This is a genomic window from Paenarthrobacter sp. Y-19 (assembly GCF_029223985.1).
Classification (GTDB): Bacteria; Actinomycetota; Actinomycetes; order Actinomycetales; family Micrococcaceae; genus Arthrobacter; species Arthrobacter nicotinovorans.
In genome coordinates this window covers 2,213,200-2,231,367 of sequence record NZ_CP119414.1, presented here as the reverse complement: position 1 = coordinate 2,231,367, position 18,168 = coordinate 2,213,200, and the positions used below count along the sequence as shown (strand labels likewise).

Genomic DNA, 18,168 nt, shown 5'->3' with positions numbered 1-18,168 from the left:
TCACCCCGGTGTGCAGGTTGCACATGCCTGACATCGATGTGGTGCCCGTCGCACTCGCTCCCTGGCCGGAGCCCGGGCATGCTCGATACCAACGGAGCTTCCCAGACTCCACATGGGACTAGGAATCTTTGACGAAATCCACTCTCCTGAAGGAGCACCCGAGTATGAGCAGCATTATTTCCGTTTACAACCCCGCTACAGAGGAACTGATTGGTGAAGTCCCTTCGTACGACTTGGCTGAGGTTGACGCGGCCGTCGAGCGTGCCCGGAAGGCGCAGAGCATTTGGGCGCGGAAGCCTATCGCCGAACGCCGTGACGCCCTCTGGGCCATCGCGGACGCTGTCATCGCGCACACCGACGAGCTGGCCTTGCTCGAATCAACCGACGTGGGCAAACCGCTGGCCGCCGCCCGGCAGGAAGTGCTCGGAGTAGCCGAATGCTTCAAGTACTACGCGGGCATTATCGACAAGATCCTCGGCGACACCATTCCCGTCGACGGTGGCATCAGCATGACCTTCCGTGAGCCGATGGGCGTCGTAGCCGTCATCTCCCCGTGGAACTTCCCTCTGCCGATCGCGTCATGGGGTATCGCACCTGCCCTCGCCTGCGGCAACGCCGTAATCGTTAAGCCTGCGGCCCTCACCCCGCTGTCCACTGTCCGTCTTGGCCAAATCGTGAACGAACTGGGCGTCGTCGGCGACGCGCTGCAGGTCCTCACCGGCTCTGGGGCACGCGTCGGTAACGCCCTTGCCGAACACCCCGGCGTTAACAAGGTCAGTTTCACCGGTTCCACCGAAACCGGCCGGTCGATTATCCAGGCAGCGTCCAAGACGATGAAACGGGTCACCCTCGAACTGGGTGGCAAGTCCGCCAGCATCGTCTACAACGACGTAGACCTTGCAAAGTGCGTCCAGGCGGCGCCTATGTCTGTCTTCGACAACACTGGTCAGGACTGCTGCGCCCGCAGCCGTTTTCTCGTTCAGCGGGGAGTCTTCGACGAGTTCGTTGAAGGGTTCATCGAAACGACCCGCGCCCTGAAGATCGGTAACCCGCTCGATGCCACAACAAATCTCGGCCCTCTGGTATCGGCCAGCCACCGCGAATCCGTGTCCAGCTTCCTCGGTGACGGACTGAACGTTGTCACCGCAGGCGAGGCACCGGAGGGTCCCGGCTTCTGGATGGCACCGCGGATCGTTATTGCGCCGGACCCCAAGAGCCGGGTGGCAACTGATGAGATCTTCGGCCCCATCGCCTCGGTCATCCCCTTTGACACCGAGGAAGAAGCCATCGCCCTGGCAAACAGCTCCATCTACGGGCTCAGCGGCTCCATCTGGACCAACGATGTAGGCCAGGCACTCAGGACAGCACGGGGAGTGGAGTCCGGGGCTCTGTCCGTCAACTCCAACTCTTCGATCCGGATGCAAACGCCCTTCGGCGGCTTCAAGCAGTCCGGCATCGGCCGCGGACTGGGCCAGGCAGCCATCGAGGCCTACACCGAACTCAAAACCGTCTTTGTAAGGACTGATCGTGACAACTGAGACAGGGGAACTGGTCCGCACCGACCAAGGCATCTCTTCCGAAGTTTCCGGTGCAACAGACAGTGCTGTGCAGACCCTGAGCGTGCTTTACGGCAGCCAGACCGGGAACGCAGAATTCCTGGCATCCAAGATCGTGGACAAGGCAAACGCCCAGGGCTATGCAGCCGAGCTGATGAGCCTGGACATGCTCACCCCCGAAGATGCGGCGCGCAAGGACCGGCTGCTGATCGTTACCGCCACACACGACAACGGCCACATGCCCGATAACGCGCAACCGTTTTGGGATCAACTTCAGAGCGCTGGCGCAGACCTCTTTGAGGATGTGCCCTTCGCGGTCCTTGCCATTGGCGACTCGATGTACGAAGACTTCTGCAAGGCCGGCATCGACCTTGACACACGTCTTGGCGAACTCGGCGGCAAGCGGATCCTTGACCGCCTTGACTGCGATGTCGACTATGACCTGACGTCGGGCAAGTGGATCAAGGGCATGCTTGAGACCTTCAAGACAGTTGTTCCCAAGAAGCCAGGCAAAACCCCGCAAGCCTCCTCCGCCCCGGGAACAACGCCCGCTGAGCAGCCCAAAACCACCCGCCGGGAACCTGATACGGCCACTGTCGTCGAGGCCCGCCTCCTGAGCGCTCCGGAGTCTGAAAAAGAGGTCTGGCACTATGAGCTGGAGGTCAGCGGCGACGGCCGCAACTACCGGCCGGGTGACTCACTCGCCGTAATCCCGGCCAACTCCGGCGAGCTCGTCGATGACCTCCTCGCCTTTCTGGGCCTCGAGGGAAGCGAGGTGTTCGGTAACGACGGCAAGACAGTACGCGAGTCCCTCCAAAACGACTATGAGCTTCGGCTGCCTCATCTGGGCATCGTGGCCTGGCTGGTTGAAGATCTCGCGCCCGATCATCCCGTGCGGAACCTCGTCGAGTCCGGTGATCGCCTGGCGTTGGAGAATTGGCTGTGGGGACGGGACATGCTGGACGTCCTGCAGGAAACGAGATCAACAGATGTTGATCCGCACGAGTTCATCCCAATGCTGCGGCCTTTGCAGCACCGGTCTTACTCCATCGCATCCAGTCCACTTGCTGACGGTGACCGTGTCCACCTGACGGTCTCTTCCGTGCGGTACGAGGCTGCCGGGCGCCGGCATTCGGGCGCTTGCAGCGGTTTCCTCCAGTCCGCCGCGGAAACCAAGACGGCCATGAAAGTGTTCCCGCTGCCGGCCCACGAGTTCCACCTGCCCGACGACAGCTCAACTGATGTGATCATGATCGGCCCAGGCGTCGGAATTGCCCCGTTCCGCGGCTTCCTTCGTGAGCGCGAAGTCTCACAGGCCCGGGGACGGAACTGGCTGCTCTTCGGGGACCGTCACGAGAAGCCGTCCTGGCTCTATCAGGATGAAATGGAAGAACTGCAGACCAATGGAGTGCTGGACCGGCTCAGCCTGGCGTTTTCCCGGGATCAACAGGGCAAGGTCTACGTCCAGGACAGGATCCGCGAGGAAGGTGAAGACGTTTTTGCCTGGCTGTCGGGCGGTGCTTCGGTCTACGTGTGCGGCGGCAAACAGATAGCACCTGACGTTGACGAAGCCTTGCTGGCCGTGCTCATCAGCCACGGTGGAATGACGCCCGAATTGGCGCACGACTACCTGCAGTCCATGAAAGGCGAAGGACGTTACGTCAAGGACGTCTACTAAGCCTGCCTGCCCGCTCGGTTCCGGGGATTTTCGCACCCCTGGAACCGGGCAGGAACACAACAAAGCCTTGGCCTGAGTGCAGGGACGCGGTCTCAAATGTGACGTGGCTTACCGAATGCATGTAGCCGGCAATCATGATGTGCACTTTGCACATACGCCCGCGAGACCCCGCATTTAGTGTCTTTAGTAACCGATATCAATGAGGATAAAGAGGTACACAGTGAATCCGATCACACAGGTCCCGGAGGACCTCCAAGAACTCGAGGCAATCGACATGCAGGATAAAACCGCCGCAGGGTCAGCCCACGACGAACTGCAAAAGTTCGTCTCCGAAAACGACATCAAAACCTTCAAAGTGGGCGTCGTGGACCTGGACGGTGTGTGGCGCGGCAAGCGCATCCCCGCCCGGTACTTCCTGGAAAGTGTCGCTGAGCGCGGCACAAACATCTGCAACATCATCTTCGGCTGGGACATTCAGGATGAGATCATTTCTGATCTCAGCTACACGGGGTGGGACTCGGGCTACCCTGACGTGACCCTGCTGCCGGATCTCAACACCCTGAAGGTTGTTCCGGGGGAACCTGGGGTCGCATCCGTCATTTGCGATGCCTACGAAATGTCCGGCGAGCCGGCGGCGATCTGTCCCCGGAGCATTCTTAAGCGGGTTGTGAAGAAAGCCGAAGACCTCGGTTACTCGCCGGTCTGCGCCTACGAGTTCGAGTTTTACCTGTTCAAGGGGACTCCAACCGAGCTTGCCGCCAACGGCTGGCGTGACCTGACTCCCATCACGGCTGGCAGCCACACCTACAGCCTCGTCAGGGACACAGGCACCGAGTTCCTCATCGGCGAGATCCGCCGCCGCCTGTCTGAGCAGGGTATTTTCATCGAGGCCAGCAACAGCGAAAACGGCCCGGGCCAGTTCGAGATGAACATCCACTACTCGGATGCTCTCGCAGCCGCGGACAACGCCCTCCGGCTTAAGGCCACCGTCAAGGAGGTCGCAGCTGAAGCCGGCTACACGGCATCGTTCATGGCCAAGATCAACCCGGAGTGGGCCGGCTCCTCCGGGCACATGCACCAGAGTCTCTGGGATCCGGAATCCGGCAAGTCAGCTTTCGCCAATGCCGAGGAGCCCGGCGAGCTGAGCGCCGTCGGGTACAACTACCTGGCGGGCGTCGTCGAGACGGCGCCGGAGCTTACCGCCCTCTACCTGCCCACCATCAACTCCTATAAGCGGACCGAAGGCGGGCAATGGGCCGGATCCAGCGCCACCTGGGGCCTGGACAACCGTACGGTTGCCATCAGGTCCATCCCGTCAACGGGCAGTGCTGCGCGCATCGAAAACCGGGTACCTGGCGCTGACGCCAATCCTTACCTGGTCATCGCTGCCAGCATCGCCGCCGGCCTGCACGGCGTGGACACAAAGATGACCGCTCCCAAGCGGGTGGTAGGCAACGCATACGCCCTGGAGGAGGGACACCAGGTAAAGGAGCTCCCCGCAACACTCGGCCAGGCCATCGAACAGTTCGAGAAGAGCGAGGTCGCCAAGGAGTACTTCGGTGAAACCTTCGTCACGCACTACGTCCAGACGAGGCGCTGGGAGCTCCGCAAGCTTCAGACCAGTGTCACCGACTTCGAAATCGCACGTTACCTGGAACGAATCTAGCGCCCAGTGCAGCGCTGAGAAGCGTTCAATCCACCATTTTCCTTACCAAGAAAGAAGAAACACCCAATGACTACTCACCCCGGAAAGATCGCCGCAGTCACCGGAGCCGCGTCCGGAAACGGCCTTGCCATCGCAGAAAAGCTGCTCAAGGAGGGCGCTACCGTCGTAGCCCTCGACCGTGACGAGGCCGCGCTCGAGCGCCTGGTTGGCCAGCACCCGGAAATGGTTCCTGTTGTTATGGACGTCGCCGACGAGGCTTCGGTCGGCAGCGGCATGGCCGAGATCGATGCCAAGTTCGGCCGGCTCGACACCCTCGTCAACAACGCAGGCATCGTCAAGGGCAGCAACTTCGATGACCTCGGCGTTGCCGAATGGGACCAGGTCTTCGCCGTGAACTCCACAGGCCCGTTCCTGGTCAGCCAGGCTGCACGTCCGCTGCTGGAGAAGGGCGCCGCCGCCCGAGGCGACGATTCAACCAGCGCCATCGTCAACATCACATCAGTCGAGGCCCATATCGTCATCGCCAGCAGCGGGCACCCCCAGGTGCATTACAACGCTTCCAAGGGTGCACTCCTGATGTTCACGAAGGCTTTGGCCATCGAAACCGCGGCTTCCAAGATCCGCGTCAATGCTGTTGCCCCGGGCTTCATCGAGACCCCGTTCACCAAGTCCGTGCTGGAGAACCAAGAGGCCGTGAAGTTCCTCCTTGACCGTACGCCGCTCGGACGTATCGGCCGCCCGTCCGACGTTGCCAACGCCGTCGCGTTCCTGGCCAGCGACGAGGCCAGCTGGGTGACCGGTACCACCATCCACGTCGACGGTGGCTGGCTGGTTTACTGACATGAGGGCGCCCCTTATTGCCATTTCAGCGGCTCGGCAAACCGTCGATACCGCCTTCGGCCCGATGCCTTCAACAGTCCAGAACATGGCCTACGCCAACGGCGTCCTTGCCGCGGGCGGCCGTCCTGCCATTCTTCCGTCAACGGCAACAATCCCCGATGCGGCCCTTGAAGGGTTCGACGGGCTCATCCTCACCGGCGGCGGCGACATCAGCCCCCGACTGTATGGCGAGGACCCGATCGACACGGTCTATGACGTCTGCGATATCCGGGACGATTTCGAGATCGAGCTTTACAACGAGGCCATGCTTCGTGGCATACCGGTCCTGGCGACCTGCCGGGGAATGCAGCTTGTCAACGTCATTCGCGGCGGAACCCTGGTCCAGGAAGTAAGCCCGGACCGAGGGCACTGGCAGGACAACCCTTCGCACCAACCGTGGCACAGGGTGCAGCTGGAACCTGATTCCGAACTTGCCCGGATCGCTAAAGGCCTGAGCATCCCGGTGAACAGCTACCACCACCAGGGCCTGGGAAGGCTCGGGAAAGCCCTTCGCATTGTGGGACGGGAAGGCGATGTTATTGAGGCAATCGAAGCCGATGATGCCAGCCTGATCGGGGTGCAGTGGCATCCCGAACACATGGTCGATTATGACGAAGCCCAGAAGGCTCTCTTCGTGGATCTCGTGGAGAAGGCCGCGGCACACGCACAGTCAGAGCAACTACTTCAGGAGCAATTCTCATGAGCACAGAAACCGAGCGCGGGCTCAGCCACAACAAGTCAGACTTTGACTTCCACGGACGGGCACTCGACAACATTTTCGACGACTACCAGGACATGCTCGCCAACGGTCCTGTCGGTCACAGCGACAAGTATGGGGGCTTTTGGTACATCACCAAGAGCGAAGACATCTTCAATGCAGAGCAGGATCCTGACACTTTCGCTGTCGGTCCCTCCATGCTCCTCCCTGCCTTCGGCACCGATGTCCCCCTTATCCCGATTGACATCGATCCGCCGACCCACGCTGACTTCCGCAAGATCCTGCTGCCGATGTTCACTCCCATGAATGTTTCCAAGCTGGGCCCGGGAATGCGGGAGACCGCCCGGCAGCTCTGCCAGGAGGTCCTCGCGGCGGGCGACGTCGTTGATGTCTCGGCGAAGCTTGCCCGCCCGATGCCGACAATCATCTTTAGCCGCCTGGCCGGATATCCGGAGCAGGACTGGCCGATTTTCGACCGGTGGATCGATGAGATCATCTATGAGCGCACGGCCCATCCTGAAACGGCCTACGCGGCCGGACGCGAGCTCAACGATTACTTCGACCGCCTTCTCGACGAACGGGAAAAGGCCGGACCGGAAGCAGAGGCCAGCAACGATCTGATCACCCAGCTTCTGAAAGCGGAGGTGAAGGGACGGAAGCTCACGCGTGAAGAACTGCTGTCGTACTGCTACCTGCTCTTCCTGGCCGGGCTGGATACGACCGCCTGGGCAATCCGGTCCGCCCTTTGGTACCTTGCCGGCAACCCGCACGCCCAGCAGCAGTTGCGTGAAGACCCGGACCTGATCCCCACAGCTGCCGAGGAGTTCCTGCGGACGCTTTCTCCGGTCCAGGCCATGGCCCGCACAGCAAAAGCAGACACAGTTGTCCGTGGCCAGGAGATCAAGGCCGGGGAACGCGTCGTGCTCGTCTTCGGCGCGGGCAACCGGGACCCGGAGGTCTACGAAGAACCCAATGAAATCAAGATTGACCGTGAAGACAACCGCCATCTGGCCTTCGGCGGCGGTATCCACCGGTGCCTTGGATCGAACCTTGGCCGCGCCGAGATGGTTATTGCCATGGAGGAATTCCTGAAGGCTGTCCCTCACTTTGAACGGGCGAATGACGACGAGCCGTGGCACGGCGTCGGCCCGCTTACCCTCAAGATTGGAGCTTGATCACTATGGGAGAACTTTGGGTCGATGGAGGGCGTTGCCAGGGCCACGCCCGGTGCTGGGCGCTGGCACCCGAAACCTTCGAGATCGACGAGGAAGGCTATGCGCACGTCATTCCTGGCCGCGAAAACAGCGGCGACGAGCCGAACGTCCGCAAGGCCATCCGGAACTGCCCTGAACGGGCAATCCTTGAACGGGAATCGACCGAGGCCGGCGAAAAAGCCGCAGAGGTTTCGGCGTCGTGACACATCTGCCAGACCGGGTCGCGATTATTGGCGCTTCGGTTGCATCGGCGATGCTGATTGAACGCAGCCGTGAGCTTGGGTTTGCAGGCGAATTTATCGTCATAGATTCCGACCCGAATGCGCCTTACGACCGGCCCCCGCTGTCCAAGCAGTTTCTTTTAGGCACTGGTTCCGTCGAACCGGCCGAGTGGTGGCCGGAGGCTACGCCGATCCTCAACGCAAAGGCGATCGGGCTGCTCCCTGACAAGCGGACTGTTCTGCTGGACAAGCTCGGAGAAGTGGCGGCTGACGCGGTCGTCATCGCATCCGGAGCCGGTTCCATCAGACTGCCAAAAGAGCCGGCAGGCGTTCTCAGCCTGAGAACCGCCGAGGATGCCCTCGCCCTGCGCAATGCCGTGGATGCAGGGGCTGCCAGTGCGATCATCATCGGCGCCGGAACCATTGGTGCGGAGCTCGCCTCCACACTGGCCCAGCGTGGGCTTGCGGTCACCGTAGTGGATCTGGCTCCGCAACCAATGCAGCGCTTCTTTTCAGGACATCTGGGGGAAGAAGCAAAGGCATGGATGCACTCGGCCGGTGTTGTAACCCACTTTGGAGTTGCTGTGGAGTCCATTCAGAAAACCGATGCCGCATGGACAGTCCAGGTCAGCGGCCTGGACCTGCACGCCGACCTTGTTATCAGCGCTGTCGGCGCCCGGCCCAATACTGAATGGCTGACCTACAGCGACCTCGACATTTCCAACGGAGTCCGTTGCACTGCCGACGGGAAGGCGCTGCTGACCAGCGGTGAAATCGCTGACGGGATCTTCGCTATCGGAGACGTTTCGGCACGGCAGGCCGAGGACGGAACGTTTCGGCGGTTCGAGAGTTGGACTCAGGCGCAACGGCACGGTGCAGCCCTGGCTGAATACTTCGCCGGCTTCGAATCCATGGAACTGGAACAGGCTCCGTACGGATGGACGGAGCAGTTTGGTCGAAAGGTCCAGGTACACGGGATGCTTCCGCCGGAAGGCGAACTTGTGCAGGTCTACGCTGCCGAGGAACGCAACGCCGCCTTGTACCGGATCGGATCCGCGGAGGAGGAGGCGGCCTGGATTGGCGTCAACGCGCCAAGGCAGTTCAGTCGGGCCTCCATGGGCATGAGCCTCCTAAGCTGAAAAGATGAATACCCCTGCTGAGCCCGCGGCGCCGCAACCGAACGAGGTCCTGCCGGCTGACTATCGCCAAAAACTCCAAATAGCAGAGCTCCGGGCAGATACCCTGTCTGAGCTCACGCAGCTCATGATGGAAGGACCCGATCCGCTCGCGCTTGCTCAAAGGGCAGTGGACCTGGTTGCCAGGGCAACAAACTCAGCAGGGGTTTTCGTCTACCTGTGGGATGAACAGGAACAAGTTCTTGTTATGCGTGCAGGTACCGCTGGAGTGCAGAGCCAGCAAGTTGGAAGGGTCACCCTTCGCCTCGGCGAGGGGGTAACCGGCTGGGTGGGGCTTACCCGGCAGTCAGTTGTCCTTAACAAAAACATTCAGCAGGATCCGCGGTTCGTCAGCATCAGCGAACTGCAGGAAGAAGATTTCAACTCGATGCTGGTAGTCCCGATCGTGGCTCCGACCGGGACGCTCCTGGGTGTATTCAGCCTCTGGTCGTATGTCGAGGAAACCTTCACGTGGGAGTCAAAGCTGATTGCCGACGAGGTGGGCATGCTGCTTGCCAGCGGCCTGCTGCAGGCTGAGACTGTTGATGACTTGCGGCGTCAGTCTGCAGCAGCACATTTCCTTGTAGATTTCCCGATCAACTCCGCCACTTCGGTTCTGCAATGCGCTCAAGTGGCCGCCCAGTCGATCCTCAAGCACATGAGCTCCGACGGTTGCGTCATCGAATATTTCGGTCGTGGTCCAGCCACATCCCCGCCCACTGCCATCGCAATGGACAAGGGCGAGCGAAGCGGAACAGTGGTTCGAACCACTCACTCACGAACAGCAACCTCCGAATTTATCGAATCCAACTTCGCCGGACATGAGCGGATATCTGTTTCCTTCGGCCTGACGAGCACCCGGGGCATCGTCACCTGCTACCGTCCACGCCGCTATTCCGCCAGGGAACTTGACCGACTCAGCGCCATTTGCTCCCAACTGGCCGCCCTGTTTGAAGCAGTAGAACTGGAATCGGTAGGTTCCTCCCATGCTTCACGCCTGCTTCGAAGCGTCGGCACGAGCACATTCGCCCGCATTCTGGAGGAGTCAGGCTGGTCAAAGGGCCGCACACTGCCTGTCCTGGTACGGGTGAAACGGCTGAAATTCGACTCGGATGCGGTGTCCAGGCGCATTGCCCCCTACCTGCAGGAACTGGCCGGCCCACGGTCCCTCGTCTTCACGGAGGGACCCCTCAGCCTGCTCTTTATTGATACCCCCTCCGGTACGGGAGAGGAGATCAAGGCGAAGCTGGAGACAACTCTTTCTGAGCTCGACGAACACCGCGGCGTCTCAGCCTTCGCCGGCCTCGGTCCGGTGGCCCGCGATGTCGCTTCCCTGCAGCCTGCGCTTTCCGACGCCGAGACCGCACTGGCATGGACAGAACTGGTTGCCAGGACGTCCGGGAGACGGGTCACCTCTTTCAGCGAAATAGAACATCTGCAGGACGTGCCGCTCGTAGGGGAAGGGATGTCTGCGGAGATCAAGGACGTGCTCGCTGAACTCAGGTCCCTCATGCGCTACGACGCAGAAAATGGAACCCAGTTGGCCGAAACAGTTGCCATGCTGCTATCCAACAAGGGATCCATTGCGGACACGGTCTCCAAGTTGCACATCCACCGCAACACGCTCCGGCAACGCCTCCAGCGCGTAGAGCAGCTCATCGGTCATTCCTTCGAAGAATCCGGAGACTGGCTACCCACAGGCATTGCCGCACGGTTGGCGGTGCGGGAAGGCCAGCGCGCGGTTCTTCAGTGACGGCAACGGCCGCCCAAACTAAATTCCTGTTCAAGGACCGTCCCATGGTGTGAATAGTGTCGACCCCAGCCATCCGAAGCGCCAATGCCTCAGCTCTGCAAGCACACACATTCGGATCTCCATGTGCAAATGGCACTGCGGTCGCGGCGATGCCGTTCGCTACCTTGAAGTATTGGAAACTCCGATCGCCCGATAAGGAATTCGAGCATGACCTACCAGCCAGATCTTTCCCGAGGCGCCGGCACTTTGCAGGCCCTCGTCATACAGCCGGATCCCTATTGCCCGATCGACCGTCTCGGCCTGTGGCTGCACGATGAGGGTATAACCACCAGAATTGTCCAGCCATTTAATGACGACGTGATCCCGGAAATACTTCGGGAGGACGCCCTGGTGGTCCTGGGCGGTGACATGAGCTCGCTGGACGACCATGTCTATCACTGGCTTGCCCACATCCGCAGCCTTATGGCAGCTGCTGCCAGCCACAGGAAGCCCACACTTGGGATATGCCTCGGAGCTCAGCTGATGGCACAGACTTTCGGCGGTACGGTGACCAGGGGCGACCAGGGCCTCGAGGCGGGAGTCGTAGAGGTAGCATTACGGTCCGAGGCGGCCGGGGATCCCCTGATGGCCGGGTTACCGGGCCCTTTCTGCGCCGGGGCCATGCATGGGGACATGATCGACCACCTGCCACCTTCGGCGGTCTGGCTCGGGATGACCGCCCAATATCCGCATCAGGCTTTCCGGGTAGGCGAAATGTCGTGGGGAGTTCAGTTTCACCCTGAGCTGTCGCCGGCGGTCTACCGCCAGTGGCTATCCCTGGTCGACGAGAATGACGCGGTTGCCATGGAGCGGGCAGGGCATGGTATGCAGGCGTTCGAGAATCAAGACCAGATTGTGAGGGAGCATACTGAGGCAATGGCACGACGCTTCGCCCACCTGGTCCGAACGACCGCAACAGTGGCTTCCCAGTAGACCAAGTGGTGTGGCGGCGCTGCCGTTGCGGCTTGGACGTGTCCTGGACATCCGGCGCCGCGCCTCCTGCCCCCGGCACCAGTCATTCCAAGGGGGCGGGAACATGCCATATCCGTCGTGATCGGATGCGCCAGGTATGTGGCCCTTCGCAGATGAGCGTGGTTAGTGCTGGCTGAGACTGTCCCCGCCGGGCATTGGATGTTGTCGGTGCGGCGTGGTGCGGTGGGAATAAGGTCAGGGCCTCTTTGAATTGGTTGCGGCCAAGCAAACCAACACCCAAAAGAGACCCTGACATGAATAACTCTATGTCTTGTTCCGGTGGCCGCTGGTGCACGCGCGCCGGATGCGCTGCTCGGTGTCGAGGGCCTCCACATCAACTCCGTCACAGCAACCGCCAACGGCCTGGTTCTGCACGTCGAAACCGGTGAAACCCTCAGTGGCTGTCCGGGCTGCGGCGTCGTCGCGGTCGGGCACGGCCGCCGGCCGGTTCGTCTCCATGACACCCCGTGTTTCGGTCGTCCGGTGCGGCTGCTGTGGGCCAATCGCGTCTGGCGCTGCCCCGACCCGGACTGTCCGGGGGAACACCTTCACCGAGGAACACCCGTTGGCCGGGCCGCGGGCGAAACTCACCGCCCGGGCAGTGGCATGGGCGACCGACGCGCTGCAGCGTTTCGACACTTCCGTTTCAGCCCTGGCCCATCAGCTCGGCTTTTCCTGGCACACCGTCTGGGACGCCATCAAGGCAGAGGCCACCAGGCGCATCGGCATCACGGAACGGCTGGCCGGCGTGAACGCGCTCGGCGTCGACGAGCATGTCTGGTCACACACGGGCCCGCCGGGATCCGGCATGGTCACCGGGATCGTGGACCACACACGGGACGCCCGCGGCATAGTTCACGCCCGGTTGCTGAACCTCGTTCCAGGACGGTCCGGGAAGGCCTACGCCGACTGGCTCAAAGAGCGCGGTGCCGCCTTCACCACCGGCATCAAGACAGCGGCCCTGGATCCGTTCCGTGGCTACGCGAACGCAATCCGCGATGAATTGCCAGAAGCCATCACCGTCCTGGACGCGTTCCACGTCGTAAAACTCGGATCGGCCATGGTCGATGAGGTCCGCCGCCGCGTCCAGCAGGACACCCTCGGACACCGCGGCCGCAAGGGCGATCCGCTCTACGGCATCCGCCGGGCGCTGCAAGTCGGCGCCGAACACCTCACCGACAAACAAACCGCCCGGCTCGACGCGAAGCTCACCCTCGGGGACCCGCACCACGAGGTCACCCTGGCCTGGCAGTGCTACCAGAAGCTCCGCAACATCTACCACGCCAGACCCGAGCGAGGCAGGGAACTAATCAACGAAGTGATCGCTTCGTTCCCGTCCTGCCCGATCCCGGAAATCTCACGACTGGGCCGGACGCTCAAACAATGGAAGGCAGCGATCCTGGCCTACTTCGACACCAACGGCGCCTCCAATGGACCCACCGAAGCGATAAATGGCGTCATCGAAACCACCCGCAGAATCGCCCGTGGCTTCCGCAACTTCACTAACTACAGACTTAGATGCCTACTCGCCGTCGGCGGCCACCGCCCCTACCGGATCAAACAAACGAACCATGCCTAAACGCGAAGGGCCAGGTATGTTGAAGCGCCTACGTATCTTGAGCTCCTTGCAACAAACAAACGCACCCGTGTCTTCAGGTGTTTCCCAGCACCGGCCCCAAGCGGTGTCGAACAGGTTCCCTCAAAGACGACGTCACGGTACTTTCACGAAGGATGGTGCTCTCATGGTCAGCGGAGCCAGGGTCTCTCCGGCTGAGTAGCTGTCTGCGAAGACAGCCGCTCCTGCGCTGGTCAACGCTACCTGGACATTCGCCCACATGGTTACGCCGTCTTCCACCGACACCGCCGGCAAACGGAGATCGGCGAGCTGCACCGTCTCGTTTCCTTGCTCGATGGACAGGCATGCCCCGTCCGGCCCGACTTCTATTTTTGGGTTGCAAATTGCGACCGACATAAGCCCATGGTGGGCGAGGAAGCGCGCCTCCCCACCGAACTGGAGCACAAAGTGGTCACCGGCAGACTGGTCCAGGCTCTTGAACGGGAAATAGAACTGCCGGGTATTGGTCACGGCAGCACCGTCACGCAAGAGTATGCGTCCGTCATGCATGGACTGCACGTAGCGGACAAAGCTGTCTTTGACCGCCCATGCCATGCCGAGATCTGCTCTTTCAACAGTGAGTTCGGACATCAGGGTTCCTTTGTCGTTGCCAGGTTGCACAGGGCCGGTGGCGCTCCCCGCTCTCTGACACACCAGGTAGGGGAGGGGCTTGCGGCTGTTCATCTTCGACCATTTTCGTGGCGGTTCAGGTGATCGACATGTACTGCGGGCACATCATTCGCGCGGACCGTGTGCCTGGCGCCCATCGGAAAGGACGGTCGTTGAGGTTACGAGCCTGCTGGGGGAGCGCTGATGGGCGCGGCCCGTCAGGCCGGGTCTGAATTAGAGTGCCATATTCAGTCGTTCAGACGCGATGCACTCGTAGACGAGCCCGGGAGGAATCCGGTGGCAGAGCTCCAGGGTGTAGGACCAGGGGCCGTGCCAGGTGACAAGAACACCTGACGCTTCACTGTTGTCCCGTTGGGAACGCAGCCTGGTGATTGCTGCTGACAATTCATTATCACTGTGAAACCGTTCCCGATGCTGTACGTATCCAGCCGCCTTGGACTGCCCGCCCCTCATGATGCAGCCTCCCGCTGGAAGTCAGGGCAACGGCTGAACCTCTCGGTTTCCCACTTGTAGTCGACCCACACGTTGAAACCGTCTGCCCGGTGAAATAGCCGGCGGGGCTCAGCGCCGTCACTGTCGAGCCACAGGATTTGATCATCGTCGGTGACTGCATCGACAACTCCGCGCCGGATCTCCTCATCCTGAAGTTTAACAATGACCGGCTGGCCAATCAGCGGCTGCCACTTGGGTTGCAGGTGAAATGCCATTCGATGCTTTCCCTTCCTGTGAAGCGGGCCGTGTCTGCCTTCTATCGGGCAGACACGGCCGATGCCTTAAACCGTTACCAGGTCCTGCCAGTCGGCGAGGTCATGCCCGTGGGCATCGCTGACAGACTTGTGGGTGACCTTGCCTGCCGCCACGTTCAGACCGCCGGCGAGAGCGGGGAGCCGGTCGAAAGCACCCTTGACGCCGTAGTTGGCCAAAGCCACCGCGTAGCGGAGCGTGACGTTGGTCAGGGCGTAGGTGGAGGTGTTCGGGACAGCGCCGGGCATGTTGGCCACGCAGTAGAAGATCGTCTCGTGGACCTTGTACGTGGGTTCCTGGTGCGTGGTGGGGTGGGTATCTTCAAAGCAGCCGCCCTGGTCCACGGCGATGTCAACGAGCACCGAGCCGGGCTTCATCCGGGCCACGAGGTCGTTGGTGACGAGCTTGGGTGCCTTGGCGCCCGGGATCAGGACGGAGCCGATGACGAGATCAGCATCGATAACGGACTTTTCGATCTCGTATGAGTTGGACGCTACGGTCTTCAGGCGGCCCTGGTACTGGGCGTCCAGCTCGCGCAGCCGGTTGATGTTGATGTCCAGGATGGTGACGTCGGCGCCGAGGCCGAGCGCCATGGCCGCGGCGTTGGTGCCGGCGACGCCTGCACCGAGGACGACAACCTTGGCGGGACGGACGCCCGGAACGCCGCCGAGCAGCACACCCTTGCCCCCTGCCGGCGCCATGAGCGAGGTCGCACCGACCTGGACGGAGAGCCGGCCGGCCACTTCGGACATCGGGGCGAGCAGCGGCAGTGCCCGGCCTTCCTGAACGGTCTCGTACGCGATGGCGGTGACACCGGATTCGACAAGCGCCTGGGTCAGTGCGGGTTCCGCTGCAAGGTGCAGGTAGGTGAAAAGTAGCAGGCCCTCACGGAAGTGCCGGTATTCGGATGCCACGGGTTCCTTGACCTTCATCACCATGTCGGCCCGCGCCCAGGCCTCCTCTGCGGTCTCGACGATCTCGGCTCCGGCAAGGGCGTACTCCTGATCGCTGATGCCGGAACCGGCGCCGGCGCCGGTTTCCACGAGCACGTCGTGGCCGTTTGCTTTGAATTCGTGGACGCCGGCGGCAGTGATCGCGACGCGGAACTCGTTGTTCTTGATTTCCTTGGGGACGGAGATGATCATGACTCATGCTTTCTGAGGGGATTGATGCTTGTGGGCAAAAGAATGACAGAAAATGCGGAAACGTGAGCCCTGCTCGCAGGATCTGCGGCAGAATGGAAGCAGCTCATTAATTCCTGCATTGTGAGGAGCGTTACAGAGTGTCGGACTCGCAGAAACTGCAACAGGTGCCATTGGACGAAGTGGACCACAAGCTTCTTGGCCTGCTGTCCAATAATTCAAGGCGTACCAATCAGTCGTTGTCGGAGGCCCTCGGACTTGCGCCGTCAACCTGTCTTGCCCGCCTCAAGGCGCTCAAAGAGTCGGGGGTAATCAAGCGCTTCACCGTCGAAGTCGCACCCGAAGCAATGGGCCTGCCCCTCCAGGCCCTGGTCAGCGTGCGGCTTAGGCCTGGGGCCCGGCACCTGATGAATGCCTTCGGAAATGAGTTGCGGGACCTGCCCGAGATCAAGCAATTCTTCGTTCTTGGCGGTGCAGATGATTTCCTGATCCACATCACGGCCAGGAATACCGAGCACATCCGTCAATTCGTACTGGACCATCTGTCATCGAATCCTGCCGTCGCAGGCACCCAGACCAACCTCGTGTTCGAGCATGGCCACGGAACCGCCTTCGGACTCTAGGGATCTGGGACAAATGCCGCCGATGGCCCAAGCCAAAGGGCATCCCCGTTTTTCCCGACATCTGCGGCAGGCCCTGGTCGGCGAAACAGCAGGGACGCTGACTCCTTCCAGTCCATGTATTGCACTAGTGGGGGGCGGCCCCACCTGCTGCAATGGCAATACGAGACGCGAAAGAGTCGCTCATCAGGGAAAGGAGTCGAAGTGTCATCCTCAGATGCACATAACCCCGACTTTCAGAAAATCTTCGAAAGTCTGCCGAACCAATACATCATCGTCACCCCCGACAGAACGATCGTCGCTGCCACTGACTCGTTCCTTGCATCTACGGGAAAGAGCCGCGAGGGAATCGTCGGCATGGACATCCTCGAGGCTTTTCCGGACAACCCGGACAACCCTGACGCCAAGGGAACAGAGATTCTGCGCAGCTCCATCGAGCGTGTTGTCGAAACCGGCAAGATCGATATTCTTCCGCCTGTTCGCTATGACATCGAGAACTCAGACGGGATTTTCGAGCCCCGGTGGTTCCAGCCCCTGAACGCTCCGGCTTTCGACGATGACGGCAAGCTCGTCTATGTCCTGCACGGGGCGGAAGACATCACGGCTCAAATGACGAGCAAGAGCTGAACCCCGGCCGCCACCGACCCGATAAAGGACTGAAATTATGGACGACGTCAAAGCAACCCTCATTGGAGGACCGACCCTGCTCCTCGAGATCGCCGGCTACCGGATGATCACTGACCCCACCTTCGATTCCCCCCAGGTCTACCACCACCCAATCGCCGGACCCGTCATCAAGAAGCTCGCCCCCAGCGCCACCCCCGAGGAGCTTGGCCACGTTGACCTGGCACTCGCCTCCCACGAGCACATCGACAACCTGGACGTGGCCGGCCGGGGTTTTCTGACGATGGTGCCGCTTGCCCTCACCACGACGGAGGCTGCGAAGAACTTCGGCCCCAACGTCCGCGGGACCAGCGACTACGAGACTCATACCGTTACGCTTCCCGATGGCAGGCAGATGAAAATCACGGCAGTGCCGGCGCATCATGGCCCGGAGGGCGTGTGGGACGCACTCGGGCCCGTTATTGGCTTTGTCCTCGAAGCAGAGGGCATGCCGACGATTTACATCAGCGGTGATAACTCCGAGCTGGATATCGTGCGCGAAATTGCGGATCGTTTTCCAGCCATTGATATCGCTGTGCTCTTCGTCGGCGGCGCAAAATTCGATGTGATCGCAGATGGCGCGTACATCACCCTCAGCAATGACCGGGCCCTGGAGGCGGCCAAGATCATGGGTGTCAAGAAGGTCGTTCCAGTGCACGAGGATTCGTGGGAACATTTCAGCCAGAATGCGGACCAGATCAGCAAGCTTTTCGCCGATGCCGGGCTCAGCGAACTCCTCATCGCCTTGAAACCGGGGGAGTCTGCAGACATCCGGCTCTAGCAAACGGACCGCAGAATCGAAGGTTGGACGGTTATCGGCCAACCTTCGATTCTTGCTTAAAGGCAGAACCGGTGAAGGCCTGCGACGGACAGGCGGGCATCA

18 protein-coding genes are annotated in these 18,168 nt (G+C 61.1%); 14 read left to right on the top strand and 4 right to left on the bottom strand.

Annotated features, from left to right (window positions below; genetic code table 11):
• Positions 1-164 precede the first annotated feature (164 nt).
• The 10 genes from PYR64_RS10470 (at position 165) to PYR64_RS10425 (ending at position 11,832) form a co-directional block, all read left to right on the top strand.
• The gene (locus PYR64_RS10470) at positions 165-1,538 is read left to right on the top strand and encodes an aldehyde dehydrogenase family protein (protein WP_133830837.1); all 1,374 of its coding nucleotides are present in this window, start codon (positions 165-167) and stop codon (positions 1,536-1,538) included.
• Complete coding sequence (locus PYR64_RS10465; protein WP_133830836.1) at positions 1,528-3,234, top strand: sulfite reductase flavoprotein subunit alpha; 1,707 nt, start codon at positions 1,528-1,530, stop codon at positions 3,232-3,234. Before PYR64_RS10470 ends, PYR64_RS10465 begins: the two co-directional genes overlap by 11 nt.
• 220 nt (positions 3,235-3,454) lie before the next feature.
• On the top strand, positions 3,455-4,900 hold the full coding sequence (locus PYR64_RS10460; RefSeq protein ID WP_243835349.1) for a glutamine synthetase family protein: 1,446 nt from the start codon (positions 3,455-3,457) through the stop codon (positions 4,898-4,900).
• 66 nt (positions 4,901-4,966) lie between these two features.
• Positions 4,967-5,740, top strand: coding sequence for an SDR family oxidoreductase (locus tag PYR64_RS10455; RefSeq protein ID WP_133830835.1), 774 nt, complete (start codon positions 4,967-4,969; stop codon positions 5,738-5,740).
• A 1-nt stretch (position 5,741) separates the two neighbouring features.
• On the top strand, positions 5,742-6,482 hold the full coding sequence (locus tag PYR64_RS10450; RefSeq protein WP_133830834.1) for a gamma-glutamyl-gamma-aminobutyrate hydrolase family protein: 741 nt from the start codon (positions 5,742-5,744) through the stop codon (positions 6,480-6,482).
• A complete protein-coding gene (locus PYR64_RS10445) occupies positions 6,479-7,672 on the top strand; it encodes a cytochrome P450 (protein WP_133830833.1) in 1,194 nt (397 codons plus the stop codon). Before PYR64_RS10450 ends, PYR64_RS10445 begins: the two co-directional genes overlap by 4 nt.
• A 5-nt stretch (positions 7,673-7,677) precedes the next feature.
• Positions 7,678-7,914, top strand: coding sequence for a ferredoxin (locus tag PYR64_RS10440; RefSeq protein ID WP_133830832.1), 237 nt, complete (start codon positions 7,678-7,680; stop codon positions 7,912-7,914).
• Positions 7,911-9,071: an FAD-dependent oxidoreductase gene (locus PYR64_RS10435; protein ID WP_242703047.1), complete on the top strand. Its 1,161-nt coding sequence runs from the start codon at positions 7,911-7,913 to the stop codon at positions 9,069-9,071. The genes PYR64_RS10440 and PYR64_RS10435 overlap by 4 nt, the downstream gene beginning before the upstream one ends.
• 4 nt (positions 9,072-9,075) lie before the next feature.
• Positions 9,076-10,860 (top strand): GAF domain-containing protein, encoded by a 1,785-nt coding sequence (locus PYR64_RS10430; protein WP_133830831.1) that lies wholly within the window; start codon positions 9,076-9,078, stop codon positions 10,858-10,860.
• 207 nt (positions 10,861-11,067) lie between these two features.
• Positions 11,068-11,832: a type 1 glutamine amidotransferase gene (locus PYR64_RS10425; RefSeq protein WP_133830830.1), complete on the top strand. Its 765-nt coding sequence runs from the start codon at positions 11,068-11,070 to the stop codon at positions 11,830-11,832.
• Between the two features lie 303 nt (positions 11,833-12,135).
• Here the strand turns inward: PYR64_RS10425 and PYR64_RS10420 are convergent, their stop codons facing one another.
• A complete protein-coding gene (locus tag PYR64_RS10420; protein WP_242703273.1) occupies positions 12,136-12,330 on the bottom strand; it encodes a hypothetical protein in 195 nt (64 codons plus the stop codon).
• A gap of 106 nt (positions 12,331-12,436) precedes the next feature.
• Between PYR64_RS10420 and PYR64_RS10415 the strand changes: the two genes are divergently transcribed.
• Positions 12,437-13,450, top strand: a complete 1,014-nt coding sequence (locus PYR64_RS10415; RefSeq protein ID WP_345799345.1) for an ISL3 family transposase — start codon at positions 12,437-12,439, stop codon at positions 13,448-13,450.
• Between the two features lie 132 nt (positions 13,451-13,582).
• On the opposite strand, the gene PYR64_RS10410 is transcribed toward PYR64_RS10415, so the two are convergent.
• From PYR64_RS10410 to ald, 3 genes are all read right to left on the bottom strand, one after another.
• Complete coding sequence (locus PYR64_RS10410; protein ID WP_242703048.1) at positions 13,583-14,077, bottom strand: HtaA domain-containing protein; 495 nt, start codon at positions 14,075-14,077, stop codon at positions 13,583-13,585.
• A 488-nt stretch (positions 14,078-14,565) separates the two neighbouring features.
• Complete coding sequence (locus PYR64_RS10405; RefSeq protein WP_133830829.1) at positions 14,566-14,823, bottom strand: hypothetical protein; 258 nt, start codon at positions 14,821-14,823, stop codon at positions 14,566-14,568.
• A gap of 66 nt (positions 14,824-14,889) precedes the next feature.
• Positions 14,890-16,005 carry an alanine dehydrogenase gene (gene ald, locus PYR64_RS10400; RefSeq protein ID WP_166183130.1) on the bottom strand — a complete coding sequence of 372 codons (1,116 nt, stop codon included), beginning with the start codon at positions 16,003-16,005 and terminating at the stop codon, positions 14,890-14,892.
• A gap of 164 nt (positions 16,006-16,169) precedes the next feature.
• Between ald and PYR64_RS10395 the strand changes: the two genes are divergently transcribed.
• The 3 genes from PYR64_RS10395 to PYR64_RS10385 all read left to right on the top strand — a co-directional run bounded on the left by PYR64_RS10395 (position 16,170) and on the right by PYR64_RS10385 (position 18,066).
• Positions 16,170-16,625, top strand: a complete 456-nt coding sequence (locus PYR64_RS10395) for an Lrp/AsnC family transcriptional regulator (protein WP_235509700.1) — start codon at positions 16,170-16,172, stop codon at positions 16,623-16,625.
• Positions 16,626-16,826: 201 nt separating this feature from the next.
• The gene (locus PYR64_RS10390) at positions 16,827-17,249 is read left to right on the top strand and encodes a PAS domain S-box protein (RefSeq protein ID WP_205679365.1); all 423 of its coding nucleotides are present in this window, start codon (positions 16,827-16,829) and stop codon (positions 17,247-17,249) included.
• A gap of 37 nt (positions 17,250-17,286) precedes the next feature.
• Positions 17,287-18,066 carry an MBL fold metallo-hydrolase gene (locus PYR64_RS10385; protein WP_133830826.1) on the top strand — a complete coding sequence of 260 codons (780 nt, stop codon included), beginning with the start codon at positions 17,287-17,289 and terminating at the stop codon, positions 18,064-18,066.
• The last annotated feature ends 102 nt before the right edge of the window (positions 18,067-18,168 follow it).